At 43.9% G+C, this 14,024-nt stretch carries 13 protein-coding genes and 2 pseudogenes; 13 read left to right on the top strand and 2 right to left on the bottom strand.

The annotated features are described in order from the left end of the window. The first annotated feature begins 12 nt into the window (after window positions 1-12). The 5 genes from BK127_RS12940 to BK127_RS12920 all read left to right on the top strand — a co-directional run bounded on the left by BK127_RS12940 (window position 13) and on the right by BK127_RS12920 (window position 5,057). Window positions 13-750: a GntR family transcriptional regulator gene (locus BK127_RS12940; RefSeq protein WP_256711285.1), complete on the top strand. Its 738-nt coding sequence runs from the start codon at window positions 13-15 to the stop codon at window positions 748-750. 280 nt (window positions 751-1,030) lie between these two features. Then, complete coding sequence (locus BK127_RS12935; RefSeq protein ID WP_083689268.1) at window positions 1,031-1,957, top strand: carbohydrate ABC transporter permease; 927 nt, start codon at window positions 1,031-1,033, stop codon at window positions 1,955-1,957. Window positions 1,958-2,058: 101 nt separating this feature from the next. Next, a complete protein-coding gene (locus BK127_RS12930; protein ID WP_256711284.1) occupies window positions 2,059-2,781 on the top strand; it encodes a carbohydrate ABC transporter permease in 723 nt (240 codons plus the stop codon). 11 nt (window positions 2,782-2,792) lie between these two features. Beyond that, the gene (locus tag BK127_RS12925) at window positions 2,793-3,593 is read left to right on the top strand and encodes an endonuclease/exonuclease/phosphatase family protein (protein WP_083689267.1); all 801 of its coding nucleotides are present in this window, start codon (window positions 2,793-2,795) and stop codon (window positions 3,591-3,593) included. A 75-nt stretch (window positions 3,594-3,668) separates the two neighbouring features. Further along, window positions 3,669-5,057, top strand: a complete 1,389-nt coding sequence (locus BK127_RS12920) for an ABC transporter substrate-binding protein (protein ID WP_076230465.1) — start codon at window positions 3,669-3,671, stop codon at window positions 5,055-5,057. Window positions 5,058-6,058: 1,001 nt separating this feature from the next. Here BK127_RS12920 and BK127_RS46065 read toward each other — a convergent pair. Further along, window positions 6,059-6,420 (bottom strand): annotated as a pseudogene (locus BK127_RS46065) (IS4 family transposase); the annotation flags it as partial. A 321-nt stretch (window positions 6,421-6,741) separates the two neighbouring features. On the opposite strand from BK127_RS46065, the pseudogene BK127_RS45680 reads away from it, so the two are divergent. From BK127_RS45680 to msrA, 4 genes and pseudogenes are all read left to right on the top strand, one after another. Further along, a pseudogene (locus BK127_RS45680) lies at window positions 6,742-7,175 on the top strand (transposase); the annotation flags it as partial. Between the two features lie 154 nt (window positions 7,176-7,329). Beyond that, entirely contained in the window at window positions 7,330-7,803 is a 474-nt protein-coding gene (locus BK127_RS12900; RefSeq protein WP_076230461.1) for a MarR family transcriptional regulator, read from the top strand. Between the two features lie 156 nt (window positions 7,804-7,959). Then, the gene (locus BK127_RS12895) at window positions 7,960-9,195 is read left to right on the top strand and encodes an MFS transporter (protein ID WP_076230460.1); all 1,236 of its coding nucleotides are present in this window, start codon (window positions 7,960-7,962) and stop codon (window positions 9,193-9,195) included. 336 nt (window positions 9,196-9,531) lie between these two features. Continuing rightward, window positions 9,532-10,212 carry a peptide-methionine (S)-S-oxide reductase MsrA gene (gene msrA, locus BK127_RS12890; RefSeq protein ID WP_076230459.1) on the top strand — a complete coding sequence of 227 codons (681 nt, stop codon included), beginning with the start codon at window positions 9,532-9,534 and terminating at the stop codon, window positions 10,210-10,212. 13 nt (window positions 10,213-10,225) lie between these two features. On the opposite strand, the gene BK127_RS12885 is transcribed toward msrA, so the two are convergent. After that, window positions 10,226-11,023, bottom strand: a complete 798-nt coding sequence (locus tag BK127_RS12885) for a helix-turn-helix domain-containing protein (protein WP_076230458.1) — start codon at window positions 11,021-11,023, stop codon at window positions 10,226-10,228. Between the two features lie 143 nt (window positions 11,024-11,166). On the opposite strand from BK127_RS12885, the gene BK127_RS12880 reads away from it, so the two are divergent. The 4 genes from BK127_RS12880 to BK127_RS12865 all read left to right on the top strand — a co-directional run bounded on the left by BK127_RS12880 (window position 11,167) and on the right by BK127_RS12865 (window position 13,985). Then, window positions 11,167-11,616, top strand: coding sequence for an SRPBCC family protein (locus BK127_RS12880; RefSeq protein ID WP_076230457.1), 450 nt, complete (start codon window positions 11,167-11,169; stop codon window positions 11,614-11,616). 278 nt (window positions 11,617-11,894) lie between these two features. Next, window positions 11,895-12,524, top strand: a complete 630-nt coding sequence (locus tag BK127_RS12875; RefSeq protein WP_076230456.1) for a YhbD family protein — start codon at window positions 11,895-11,897, stop codon at window positions 12,522-12,524. A gap of 15 nt (window positions 12,525-12,539) precedes the next feature. Continuing rightward, on the top strand, window positions 12,540-13,217 hold the full coding sequence (locus tag BK127_RS12870; protein WP_076230455.1) for a polymer-forming cytoskeletal protein: 678 nt from the start codon (window positions 12,540-12,542) through the stop codon (window positions 13,215-13,217). Window positions 13,218-13,244: 27 nt separating this feature from the next. After that, entirely contained in the window at window positions 13,245-13,985 is a 741-nt protein-coding gene (locus tag BK127_RS12865) for a bactofilin family protein (protein ID WP_076230454.1), read from the top strand. Window positions 13,986-14,024 lie beyond the last annotated feature (39 nt).

Genomic DNA, 14,024 nt, shown 5'->3' with positions numbered 1-14,024 from the left:
TCGAAGATAACGTTGTCTAGAGGAGTAGATGTTGTGATGCAGGCTAAACATGATCAAGTTAAGCAGAAACTGGAGGAAATGATCAACAACGGGGAGCTGCGAATCGGCGAACGGATGCCTTCAGAGCTAGTGATGGCGAAGGAGTTCGGCGTTAGCCGCGAAACGTTCAGGTCGGCTGTTCGCGTACTGGAGAGGGAAGGAAGATTTCTCATCAAACATGGCGTGGGAACATTCGTGATCCAGCCGCTGCCGCTCATCCACAGTTCGCTCGAGAAGTTGTCGAGTATCGGCTCGATGATTCAGGCCGCCCAGTTGGATGAGAGCGAGGAACGCGATCGGCTGAAGACGGAAGGATGTACGCCGGAAGCGGCCAAAGCGCTGGGCATTCAGCCAGGTGATCCGGTTATTATTCTGGAGCGGGTTCGTTCGGCCAATGGAGAGCCGGTTGCTTATTCAATCAACGCAATCCCCCGGCAGATCGCAGGGGACCGATTCGATAACGGTCAGTTCGAAGGCTCGCTGCTGCAATTTTTCGAGAAGCAGCTTGGCCGCAAGATCGTGACGGCTGATTCGGAAATCAGCGTGCCGCTGCATATCGACCGCAACTGCCAGCGGCTTCTCCTGCATCCGCAAACGACCGTGCTGCTGCTGAAGCAGACCCATTACGACGAAGTCAATCAGCCTGTCCTGTACTCGCTGGATTATTTGCGCAACGATGTCTTCACGTTCCGTATAAGACGCACGATCTAGCCGATTTGACCGCAAAGAGCCCGTTCTGTTTCTACAGAGCGGGTTCTTTTGCTTTTACAAAACATTTACATCTATTTGACAATCGGCGAATACTATTACGCTATGATATTGACATAGATGTCTATACCTCTTTAAAAAATTAGAGATATAATCAAATGTTCATTATAAATGATTGGGAGGCTTTACATGAAAATTCATTGTCTCGGAACCGCAGCTGCAGAAGGCGACGATCTGCTCAATTGTTATGAATATATAAATAAACGATAAGGGGATGGTTAGCATGGACAGTGCTGTAACTCAAACGATCAAAAAGCTCGATAAAAGAGTAAATTACAGAAAAACAAGCAAACAAATAAAAAAAATAATCAAACCTTACTTGTTTATGTTGCCATGTTTGCTGTTTGTTATTTTGTTCACCTATTATCCGTTCGCCAAGACGGTCTACTTGGGATTTACTTTGGTTGATCTGAATGGAAACCCGGTTGAGTTTGTTGGTTTCGAAAACTTTATTAATCTTTTCAAAGATAAGATGTTGATCAATACTTTGAAAAATACGTTGGAATATACGGCGATAACGATTCCCGCTACATTTTTTATCAGTTTGGCTTTGGCACTTTTAGCGGAAAAGAAGAGAAAAGGAAACCACATATATCAAATTATGTTCGCACTGCCAATGGCTGTATCCATGTCTTCGGCAGTCATGATATTCCAGCTACTTATGAATCCGACAATCGGTATGTTTAACTATTTGACAGGCTTAGGCATCGACTGGTTTGGCGATGAAAAATATGCGATGGCAGGCATTTCGATACTTAGCGTGTGGATGGGGCTCGGATTCAGCTTTTTGTTTTTGCTTGCGGCGCTCCGAAATGTCCCGTCAGAATTGCTGGAAGCAGCGGATATGGAAGGCTGCAACTATTTTCAGAAGCTGGTAAGCATAAAAATGCCCTTAATATCTCCCACGATTTTTTTCTTGATTTGTACGGATTTGATCGGTTCAATAATGGTTTTCGGTCCCGTATGGATTACCACGAAAGGTGGTCCTATGGGATCTACGGAAACGATGATGTACTGGATGTATATCGAGGCGTTTGAGAATGCGAAATACGGATACGGATGCGCCGTAGCAGTCTTAATATTCGTAATTGTAATGCTGGTTACTTTGCTGAGCTTTGTATATGAGAAAAAAGGAGTTCATTACACATGATGAGATCCAGGTATGTACGCGAGCCGTTAATGAACATTATTTGTCTTATTGTAGGATTGATTGTCTTATTTCCAGTTATTTATTGCGTGGGAGTAAGCTTTATGAGCGCATCTGACCTAAGCTCCTATCCTCCCAAATTATTTCCAAGCACCTTATATTGGGATAATTACAAGACGGTGTTTACGTCTACGCCTATTCTCATGTTTATGTGGAACTCCTTTTTGATCGCGTTTATCGGAACGATTGGAAGATTGATTACAAGCAGCTTAGCGGCGTACTCCTTTGCTTTCTTCGATTTTAAGGGCAAACCTTTTTGGTTTTTAATTATTCTTGGAACGATGATGATTCCGGGCGATATGCTCATTATTACCAATTACATCACAGTAGCGAATATGGGATTAATCAACTCCTACGCAGGCATTATGATTGTCATGATCGCCTCGGCTACGTTTATGTTTATGCTGCGGCAGCATTTCAAAACAATGCCGAGGGATTTCAGGGATGCTGCGTTTGTCGATGGCTGCGGGGATCTACGTTTTTTTCTGAATATCCTGTTGCCTATGTCTAAATCGGTATTGGCGTCCATATTTATCGCTTCTTTTATCGGGCTGTGGAATGCTTACTTGTGGCCTTTATTGGTAACCAACACCGAGCATATGAGAACCGTGCAGGTTGGAATTACGATGCTCCAATTCGAAGAAAGCATGGTGTATGGTCCGGTAATGGCGGGGGTTACGGTCATTCTGATTCCATCGGTATTTATTTTCCTGGTATTCCAGAAGCAATTGGTACAAGGAATTACATATACCGCAATTAAAGGATAGGAGGAGTTTAAGTGAGCAGAGCTTTTACAGTTATGACATTCAATTTGCGTACAACAGTATCTACAGACCCTTATGTGTGGGAGGAAAGAAAGCATTGGGTAACCAAAATCATTGAGGACGGCAAGCCGGATTTGATCGGTACGCAAGAAGCGACGGTTCCCATGCTAGATTGGCTAAAAGACCAATTCCACGGAACCTATGACGTCTATGGGGTTAACCGAGCCCGTTCGGAAGAGACGGGGGAATTCAGCGCTATTTTTGTTAAAAGAGACAGCTTTTCCATCCTACGAAACGGTTCGTTTATGTTGTCGGAAACTCCGGATGTGATCGGAAGTTTTGGTTGGGATGCCCAATGTGAAAGGATTTGTTCCTGGGCAGAGCTTGCTTTTAACGGCGAGACAAAGTCCGCGCTAAGGTTTTTCAATGCTCATCTGGATCATATAGGCAAGGCGGCTAGAACGGAAGGGTTGAGACTGATTTTGAAAAATATTCGGGAACAGAACCTGGATATGCCATTGCCAGTCATTCTAACTGGCGATTTCAATGATACTCCAGAGAGTGGATTGCTCGCTGTGATCAATGAATTCGAGCCTATGACAAGTTGCTTCGACCTCATGTCTGAGGAGGAGAAGAAACATAGCAGAACGTTTCATGGCTATCAGGGGGGCACGGAAGGCAGCCCTATCGATTACATTATGAGCAGTCAAGGTATTGACTTTAAATCCAGTGCGATTGTGAGAGACAAGATTGAAAATGGGTACCCGTCGGATCATTATCCGATAGTGGCGCATATGGAAATGAAAGAAGATTAACCTGCCAATTCAGACGCAGACCAAGCCCTGATAGGTTAATATAAAAAAACACATAACATTTAGGAGGAATTAGGAATGAAGAAAACCATTGCAGTACTAGCCGCATCGACCATACTAATGGCTGGGTGTGGGGCGAAAACCGACACAGTCGCATCTACCAAGGACGCTAGCAGCAGCGCGGTGGCTAAAGTCAGCAATTCCGGATCTGTTAATTTATCATTTTGGCATGCCATGGGTGGCACGAATGAAGGTGTGGTTAAAGAAGTCGTACAAAATTTCAACGACACGATAGGCAAGGAAAAGGGTATCGTAATTACGCCGGTATTTCAAGGCAGTTACCAAGATTTGCTGAAAAAAGTAAAAGCTGCCGTCCAGGCGAAGGATACCAAAAACTTGCCGGATATCGTACAAGTTCCTGCATCGGACACTGCATATATCAAGGACGTGCCTAGTATCATCTGGGCGCAATCTATGATCGATAAAGACCGTTCTTTCAATATAGCGGATTTAGAACCAAATAGCGTTTCTTCCTTCAGCTTCAAAGGCAAATTGGCGGGAGTTCCGTTTGCCAATTCTACAGTTTTGTTGTACTACAATAAAAACATGTTTAAAGAAGCGGGGTTAGACCCGAATAAACCTCCTAAAACCATTGATGAAATGGGCCAATACGCCGCCAAGATGACGAAGAGAAACGGAGATCAAGTTTCGCAATGGGGTCTTTCCGTAACGCCGGACCAATACCACTTATCGAGCTGGATCGGTATGCAGGGAGGCTATATTGGTAATAACAAAAACGGTCGTGAAGATACAATGACCAAAGTAGAATTTGATTCGAAAGGTACGATGAAAGAATTCCTAACCACTTGGAAAAAGGCTGTTGAATACGGCGGCATCCAAACTGGTCCTGAAGTAAAAACGAACGAGATCTTTGCTGCAGGAAAGTTAGGCATGTTCCTTAATTCTACATCAGGAGTAAAAGGAACGTTAGCTGCGGTGGGCGATAAATTTGAAGTAGGTACCGCGTTCTTGCCTAACGTCCATGAAAGTGACAAAGGCGGAGTAGCTGTCGGCGGTTCGGCGCTGTACATGGTGGATAGAGGCGAAAAATCGAACATCGATGCTGCATGGGAATATCTTAAATACAGCACTTCTCCAAAAACACAATTTACATGGCATACAGGCACCGGTTATTTCCCGGTGAACAAAAAAACCTATGATTTGCCTGAAATGAAGCAGCATTTGGAGAAAAATCCTTTATTTATAACAGCAATCGAGCAGCTGCACGCATCGTCTCCGGAAACTCAGGAACCAATGAACCCTGTCTCTGGTGAATTCAACCGCGCGATAAAGGATGAAACACTGGCCTATGTTTCAGGCAAAAAAGATATCGACCAAGCAATTAAAGATATGGCCGCAGCATCCAACAAAGCTTTGGAAGACTACAATAGGGTAAATAAAAAGTAATCCTTGATAATAATGCTGTAATGACAAATATGAGACGTGCATGGGAAGCCTTGATCGTGCCCATGCACGTCCTTTTGTTGTAAATGGCCACGATCAAGGGGTTGCCACGGCAGCTCCTTTTGACAATCTTCACAACATAACTGAACTTGTACAGTTCCGCCGAGCAAGGACAGGCTGTTCAGGCTCTGTACGTCGTCATCATCGTCATCGCCGGAAATAAAGTCCGTCACCTTCAGCGGCCGCGCTGGTCGTACGTGAAATCTTTGTAGCTGCTTTCATTTTACCAGCGCCGCAGCTTGTCCGCCGCATCATAGGAATATTGTTCCGTATCCGTCAAACTGCCCAGAACGGTTTGCTTCGTAAGCGGTTCCCGACCGCATCGTACGTATAATTCGTCGTCATCGACGTGCCGTCGTTATATCGTTTGACCAGCGTCAGCTGGTTTAGCGCGTCGTAGACATAATCGGTCTTGATGCTGTCCGGATGATCGGCGCTATCCCCTCGTCTTCATCATTACCGTCTTCGCCCCGGGTGACCTTGGTTCGATTGCCGACCGGATCATACTCTAATAAGTATTTAAAGGACTTGGGGCTTTCTAAGACGTAGATCCTACGCCTATCAACGTAACGAGTGTACAACTTTATTTTCATTGAACACTTTAAGAAGAAAGACGATCATATTTTATTTCTGAACGGACAGATTATCCTTATACAATTCCGCGCTTAATAATCTGACTTATCAGCCCCTTCGATCAATTTGAAAATTTCTTTCGTAATTTTGGGTATTTCTGAATAAACTCAACTTTCGCAGCTTAACTCCTTGAATAAACCCTTGATATAACAGGGTAAACCAGCAATCCATTCCTGTAGTTGACAGAATACAGACTGCTTGTTCCGTTTTGTAGTCGCGTCGGCCATTTTCTGAAATAGAGCCATTAATTGTTGGAGAGCAGATTGAAAATCCAAGTCACGAACTTCATCGGCGTATAGAAAGAACAGGCCGCCCAAAGTACGGTCATCATTGGCCTGACGGCGCTCATTTTCCATAATCAAGTAATCGGGCGCGAAACTGAAGCCATCCGACCAGCCAAGGGTCAACATGTTGTATCCCTTAATAAATCGTCCAGTCGTGTGATCAAACACTCGAGCCAGAAGCTCAGCCTTTTTACTGCGATTGGACTGAGTACGGAGTCGTCCACGATAAATACCCGGACGCGCGTAGCAGACCGCCAAGCGAAGCCGGAATGATACAGAAACCGGTAGACGACATCCTTTCCTGGCAGGGAGCCGCCTCGGTTACTTTCCAGAAGACGAAACCAGTTCTTACCTTCAAAAACAAGAGAAAACAAAAGCTGAAAAACGAGACTGTTCAGACAGGGAACGATGGTATACCATAAAACCTACACACCTTTCTTTGTTTGCATGGTTGCTTCGACACTTCCATGATACCAAACAAGAAAGGTGTTTTTCTGTCAATAGATCAACTCATTTGCTTATACTCCTTACAGTGGCAAGGGTTTCCTAGCATTTTGGAGCTGCGAAAGTTGAGTTAATTATATTACACGCCAGAATTTATAAATTTTCGGGGGTGGGAGCAGGACTACCACTCTGTTTTTGTTTTTGGTAAGGTAGAAGTATGGAGACGAACATTCTGAAACGAATTTTCTTTGACGAGCGAGGACATTGGAAGGTTCTGTACGATTTGTTCGTGCGGAGAAACGGAGGAATGGGCGCGGCTCTTGGAACAATACGTATTCCAAGTGAACCACTGGCATGTCGTCTTCACAATCGACGAAGGATTACGTGAGGTATTTTACTGCATCAGGAAAAATTGCTCAAAGAATTTATGGATGAGGCTGTGCGGATAATCAAAGAGCATTTTGAGAAGAAGCACAAGGTGACTCCCGAAGGGGAACGTGAAACAGCAGCTCGGATACATTGGGTGCTATATGATAAGACGGACGAAGAAGAGAAAAGAGAAGTGATCTCCGTAGAAGAATTCATCGGAAGACTCATACGGCATATCCCGGATGAGAACTTTAAGACGATCCGTTACTATGGGGTTTACTCGCGGCGGATCAAGAGCCTATGGAAGAAGTTGGTCAGTGAATGGCAAAAAGCAGCGTCCGTTCGGGAAATGTGTACCCCTTTTCACGCTTCCCGCCTACAGGTTTTTTATTCCTATGAATAGAATACCCAGGAACAAAGTCAATTCCACTTTTAAAATAATTATTTTAATATTGTTAATGCATCAACGGGTGGGAGGACAGGCCATGAACAAAGAAGAACAGGTCATAATGGGTTTCAGGGACTTATATAACAAGATGGTTTGGCTTAATAAAGATAAGATGGAAGACAGTCTTAAGGGTTATAAGTCTTCTGAAGTACATTGCATCGAATACATTGAAAGAAATGTAGATTCCAACGTGACAAAACTTGCGGAGTCCTTTTATATGACTCGCGGTGCCATAAGTAAAATGACTAAGAAGCTCATAAAAAAAGGCCTTATCGAAAGCTACCAGAAGTCGGATAACAAGAAAGAAATCTATTTTAGACTCACTGAGCAAGGGAAAGTAATTTATAAAATCCATGAGCACCTGCACAAAGAGTTTCAAGAACGGGATAAAGCCGTATTTGAGCAGGTAACCGAGGAACAATTTGATAGTATGCTTAGCTTCTTGGAAAAGTATAGTAAGCATTTGGATTCAGAAATAAAGAAACTGGGTATAGATATTAAGTCTGAATAAATTTGAATAATGAAAATGAAACCACAGGCAGCCGGGCTCTATTGAGAACGGGCTGCCTTTTTATTGCTATTAATTTGTTGACAAGGAAACAAAATTGGGATACGATGATTTTGTTTCCGAGGAATCAAAGATATAACTTTTGAGGAGAGAATTTAAATGTCCATATTTAAATTACACAATGAACAGAACAAAGAACAAACCGTAGATAAGCACGCTTTAATATTCGGTCTTATCTCTGTGTTTCTTTGTGGAATAGGCTTCAGTATCATAACACCTGTCGTCCCATTCTTAGTGCAGCCTTATACAAGCAATCCGGGAGAACAAGTTATAGTTGTTACGCTGCTGACCTCTGTTTATGCAGTCTGCGTGTTTTTTGCGGCCCCCGCACTTGGAGCTTTGAGCGACAGATATGGTCGTCGTCCATTGCTCTTAGTATGCCTTTTGGGTTCCGCAATCGGGTACTTAGTTTTCGGCATAGGAGGAGCTCTATGGATACTATTTGCTGGGCGCATAATAGAAGGTATAACAGGCGGGAGCGTAAGCACTATCTTCGCATATTTTGCAGACATCATTCCTCCTGAACAGAGAACCAAATACTTTGGATGGGTGAGTGCGGTTGTAGGTGTAGGTGCGGTCATTGGCCCGACTCTAGGCGGATTACTTGCCAACTTTGGTTATTCTGCACCCATGTATTTTGGAGCAATAATTACTTTATTGAATGTTGTTTATGGATATTTTTTTATGCCTGAGAGCCTTAACAAGAACAATAGACTTAAAGAGATTACTCTCGTGAGGTTGAATCCATTTACACAGCTTGCAAACGTACTTTCCATGAAAAACTTAAATAGGCTGCTTGTCTCAGCGTTCTTACTTTGGATACCGAACGGATCTTTACAGGCAGTTTTTTCGCAATTTACAATGGATATTTTCAGTTGGGATCCTGCACTAATCGGACTTATGCTTTCAATTATGGGATTACAGGACATCATTTCACAAGGCTTTATAATGCCAAAGCTTTTGAAAAAACTTAGTGATAAACAGATAGCAATTCTTGGAATGGTTGCGGAGATAATAGGCTACAGTTTTATTGCAGCATCGGCTTTGTTCTCATTCTATCCTCTTGTTATCGTTGGAATGTTTATATTTGGTTTTGGTGATTCGATCTTTGGGCCTTCATTCAATGGGATGCTCTCCAAGTCTGTTGATTCTAGTGAACAAGGAAGGATTCAAGGAGGTAGCCAATCTATTCAGGCTCTAGCAAGAATGATTGGGCCTATCATTGGAGGTCAAATCTATATATCACTTGGTCATGCCGCACCCGCTTTTATGGGTATGATCCTTATAGCAGCGGCAATAGCAGTTTTGTATAAGAGAACACATGTAAATATGTAAATACTTACTTATATTGAATGACAATGCAATAGAGCAAAATGTAAAAACAACCTGCCCTGTGTAAAACGCAGTTTTGGCAGTAGTTTTTTGCGCCAATTTTAGCGACAAGACCAAGCGGCGGTTTTGAAAATAAAAAATCAAAGCCGCCGTTGTCCTTTTGAAAAAGAGGATTTATGAGGGTGCATTCCTCCGGGTAGAATTGGGACTGGACAGACACCATGCTATAATTATGAAAGTGAAGATTCTGATTCCGTGAGTGCTCTAACGTGCTTGTAGGTACCCTATAGCGGAGTCACCTGCATGATTTCATTTTGTGGAAGGGGAGGGAGGGCAGCTATGGACAAGCTGGAGGAATTACAGAGCAGTGCTCTCGCGCCGTCTTTTTCGGAGAGTGCTATCCAGACAACTACGCTCGGTATGGGTTGCTTTTGGAGTCCTGAAGCTTTGTTCGGCCATTTGCCAGGAGTTATTCGAACACGTGTGGGATATGCAGGGGGTACTGCCGAAGCTCCTACTTACCGTCAGATGGGTGATCATACCGAAACGATCCAAATTGATTTTGATTCGGAGAAGATTACGTTTGAGGAAATCCTCGATGTGTTCTGGAACAACCACAATCCGTTCAATATCAACGATTACAAAGGAAACCAGTATAGGTCGCTGCTATTGTATGCCGACGAGCTGCAGGAAGAGGCGATACAGCGCGTCATCAGGACGCGGAAGGCGCTCGGAAAGGGGGAGCCGGCAACTGAGATAGCTCCTTATTCCCGATTTTACCTTGCAGAGGACAAGCATCAAAAATATTATCTGAAAAGATTCCCGAAAGCAATTGAAAAGCTGAGCACTCTGTACACCACTCAGGAGGAGCTTAACAATGCCACTCTGACAGCTCGCTTGAACGGATTGGCTAAAGGATATACCAACATGGAACACATCAAGAATGAAATTCGTCAGTGGCCAACAAGCCCGAGCAGCCAAAAGTTGATGATCGCTCTGATCTCACAAATTCGCTGGTAAGCCTTTGCCATTATTACTGCTTGGCATATGCGTCTGGCGTTTTGCCAATGATCGCTTTGAAATCTTTGATAAAATGCGATTGGTCGTGATAGCCGAGATCAGCCGATAGCTTCAATCGGTCGTAGTTTCTATCGTGATCGATGGTTTCAGCAGCATTTTGCAGTCGGTAGAGCTTGATCACCCATTTGGGGCTTATGCCGACGTATTGATCGAAAATACGCTGAAGCTGTCTTTTGTTGATGGCGAAGCTTGCACAAATATCGTCCACCTTCGTAATTTCCTTTTCGTCCACAATTCGGTCTATAATCCGATTAATCAGGGCGACCGTTTCATCTTTTTCCGGCAGCTTGGGCTTAATAAAGCTTTCTGCTCGTTCTACCATGCTGCCAGCATCCTCTTGGGACAGAATGGCATCCTCTACAGCAAGGGTCTCTACATCAAAAACGCGGGAAATATCCAGGGGCTGGCTAGCTAGTTCGGAAACGGACCTTTTAATGAATGGATAAAATCCCCCCGGCTTGAACTTTACACCAAACACAGATCCTTTAGCTTCCAACAGCTTGGAGTATTTATACTTGGCGGCTCCGTAGATGCCTGTATGGTTTTTTTGAATGACCAGATTCACACAAGGATTCGGAATGACATCCTGCCAATAGGGCTCCTGTCCCGTTAAATCCCAGCTTACGATCCAGTAATGCTTGACGAATAAACCAATCTCCTCGGAGGGAGCATAACGGGTAAGCCGAAATTTATCCTCGCTTCCATTTATGTTCAAGATACCCATACTGGGTTGCGGAATATTTGCATTCACATGAATCACTCCTTGTTCTCTTGTCGCGTTTTTACCATACTTGGCTCCCAGGATGAATTATAATTATAGTAGCACAGACAGGTAAGGTTAGACGAGCCCGCAGACCCAGCCAACAACATTCAAATTGATGAAGGAGTGAGACCATGGAACTCAAATATGAGTTTTATATCGATGCACAGCCTGAAAAAGTCTGGAATACTTTAATGTCACCGGAGGGAACGCGTAAAATCTTTTATGGTTGCGTGATCAGATCCACCTTCCAAGAGGGTGATCGTTATGAATACGTAGGGCCAGGCAACGATGGCGATGAGACCGTTCATGTGTATGGCAGCATACTGAAATATGAGCATTATAAAGAGTTGAGTTGTACCGAGCATCCTGGGCCTTCCTATAGAGCTAATCATGCCGAGCTTGAAACCCGTGTAACCTTTACATTAGAGACGGTAGGCAATTGTACAAAGCTGACATTGATCAATGACCAGTGGTCAGATAATCACCCCTCCTATACAGACACGGAGAAGCATTGGTGGATGATCCTGAGCAACGTCAAGACACTGGCGGAAACCGGAAAGACATTAGACTTTGGATGGTAAAAAATTCCTGGAATTTCATATGTATTTCAGAAGGAACGTCCTGAGAGGCGTTCTTTTTTGTTTGCAGCGGGAACGGAAGAATATGCTTTGCTGCCATTCATCCACAAAGTTATCCACAATGCTCACAGCCTACATCTATTTATTGTATATAAGTTCCCTAAATGTTTTGCACATATCCACAGATAGGGATATCCACAGGCAATATTACTAATCGTGAATGGAGCGGATTTACAACGTAACAATGTTATGTTATATTGTTCTTGAATGGAGGGATCCCCATGGAAGAAGAATTGATATCCAAAAAAGAACTATTAGAGCTAACCGGGATATCCTATGGTCAATTATACCGATGGAAACGTAAAAATCTTGTTCCTGAGGAGTGGTTTATTCGAAAATCGGCGTTTACAGGGCAAGAAACATTTTTCCCGAAGCGAAAGATGTTAGATCGTATGGATAAAATCCTGGATATGAAGGAGGATTTATCGTTAGATGAGCTGGCTAATATGTTTTCCCCGGTGCCTACAGATCTTTCTATAAGCAAAACTGATTTAGTGGAACGAAACATTGTTTCCTTGATAGCGATTGAATATGCTGAACCGTATATTGGCCGCTCGGATGTATATAGATTTGAACAAATCCTGTCGCTTTTTTTGCTGGATCGTTGCTTGCAATCAGGAGAGCTGAATCTGGATGAGGGGAAGATTTTGCTGCAAACTTTTGGTGAACACTATACGAAGTTTGAAGGTAAAAATTGTGACTTGATGTTTATTCGCAAAATGGGAGTTTCCGCTTGTCTTCTAGTTGCTGCGGGAAGCGAAATTTACTTTGAAAACGGCGTGAAAATCATCCTTAGGGACAATATAGCCAAACGTATTGAGGAGTTAAAGCTCACAATTGGAATGATGTAAAGGAGGTAGGAATCGATGGAAACACCAAGCAAACGTAATCTGATTTTGTCCGGCATAGGTTCTTCCAATGGGGGAACTGTCCGCTTAGCCAAAATTGATGGAATCGGCAAGGTGAATGGGGATATGAACTGCTCCGATTTTATTGTTAACGGAAAAGCAGATGTTCATGGAAGTGTGCAGTCATCCAAGGCCGAAATTAATGGAACTGCGCTTGTTGAGGGCAACCTTCATTCAGAGCGGATTCGAATTCAAGGCAAGTTGACTGTGCAGGGAAACCTGATAGGTGATCATCTACATTTAAATGGCATGCTTTCCGTTAACGGTGGCTGTGAATCGGAAACATTTGATGCCAACGGAAGGCTGCAGATGGGTACGCTCAATGCTGGGAGTATTCAAATTACGCTGCAAGGCCAGAGTCACATCGCGGAAATTGGCGGGGAGCATATCAAGATCCGCAAACAGCCTGGTATCGATTATACGAAGTGGTTGAAATGGATACCGATTCCAGTCGGCAGCCAATTGACGGCTCAAACTATTGAAGGCGACACCATATATGTCGAGTATACAACAGCCAAGGCAGTTAGAGGGACGGATGTAGTTATCGGACCGGGGTGTGAGATTGGTTTGGTTGAATACAAAGGGAAATTTGAACAGGATAAAGGGTCAAAGGTAGAAAGATCAGAGCAATTGTAATTCATGCTAAAGAATGGAGGCAATCCCATGGTAACTTCCACAAAGGATAAGTTAAATGAAAAAAATCTATTGATTACAGGCAGCTCTTCGACAACGGGTGGCTTGTATAATAGGGTCTCTATCGTAGGTGAAGGTGCGATTGACGGTGATCTGGAATGTTCGCGGCTCAAATGTGTAGGCACACTGGACATCGAAGGCAGCTTGAAATCCGGAGCGGTAAATGTGGTGGGAACCTGCACCTTATCCGGCGATCTTGATGCGGACAACATGAAGGTATCCGGAACTGCAGCCATTGGCGGGGCGGTCAGATTGAAAGAACTGCGATGCTCAGGAACCATTGAAGCGGCGGGAAATCTGTTCAGTGAACAGCTGATACTGAAAGGTGAGATGAAAACGGATGGTGATTGCGAAGCCGAAGTATTCAATGCCCACGGGATGTTTCATATAGGAGGCTTGCTGAATGCCGGCACACTGGACATCAAGCTGCATGGGGATTGCAAAGCCCGGGAAATCGGTGGTGAGCGAATACGGGTCACCCGAGCCAGCACATTTAATCCCTTCAGCTTCTTTTTTAAGCCATCACCCCATGCTCTGCTCACCGCTGACGTTATTGAAGGCGATCATGTTCACTTGATGAATACAAAAGCCAAGGTGGTTCGTGGAAATCATGTGATCATCGGATCGGGCTGCGAGATTGGGCTTGTCGAATACAAGAGTCATTTTGAGCAGCACAAGGGTGCAGTCGTACAGGAGAACCGCAAAGTATAATTATCGATAATATCGGCCGGCGATGAGCGAACAGGATTA

The organism is Paenibacillus sp. FSL H7-0331, assembly GCF_001956045.1.
The sequence above is the reverse complement of the archived record's forward strand: the minus strand, read 5'-3'. Positions and strand labels throughout refer to the sequence as shown.

What these genes read in the sequence shown, in the direction of transcription:
- BK127_RS12880 (WP_076230457.1), top strand. Translation starts at nt 11,167, where the DNA reads ATGGAACTCAAATATGAGTTTTATATCGATGCACAGCCTGAAAAAGTC.
- BK127_RS12930 (WP_256711284.1), top strand. Translation starts at nt 2,059, where the DNA reads ATGAGCGCATCTGACCTAAGCTCCTATCCTCCCAAATTATTTCCAAGC.
- BK127_RS12935 (WP_083689268.1), top strand. Translation starts at nt 1,031, where the DNA reads ATGGACAGTGCTGTAACTCAAACGATCAAAAAGCTCGATAAAAGAGTA.
- BK127_RS12865 (WP_076230454.1), top strand. Translation starts at nt 13,245, where the DNA reads ATGGTAACTTCCACAAAGGATAAGTTAAATGAAAAAAATCTATTGATT.
- BK127_RS12870 (WP_076230455.1), top strand. Translation starts at nt 12,540, where the DNA reads ATGGAAACACCAAGCAAACGTAATCTGATTTTGTCCGGCATAGGTTCT.
- msrA (WP_076230459.1), top strand. Translation starts at nt 9,532, where the DNA reads ATGGACAAGCTGGAGGAATTACAGAGCAGTGCTCTCGCGCCGTCTTTT.
- BK127_RS12875 (WP_076230456.1), top strand. Translation starts at nt 11,895, where the DNA reads ATGGAAGAAGAATTGATATCCAAAAAAGAACTATTAGAGCTAACCGGG.
- BK127_RS12920 (WP_076230465.1), top strand. Translation starts at nt 3,669, where the DNA reads ATGAAGAAAACCATTGCAGTACTAGCCGCATCGACCATACTAATGGCT.
- BK127_RS12900 (WP_076230461.1), top strand. Translation starts at nt 7,330, where the DNA reads ATGAACAAAGAAGAACAGGTCATAATGGGTTTCAGGGACTTATATAAC.
- BK127_RS12895 (WP_076230460.1), top strand. Translation starts at nt 7,960, where the DNA reads ATGTCCATATTTAAATTACACAATGAACAGAACAAAGAACAAACCGTA.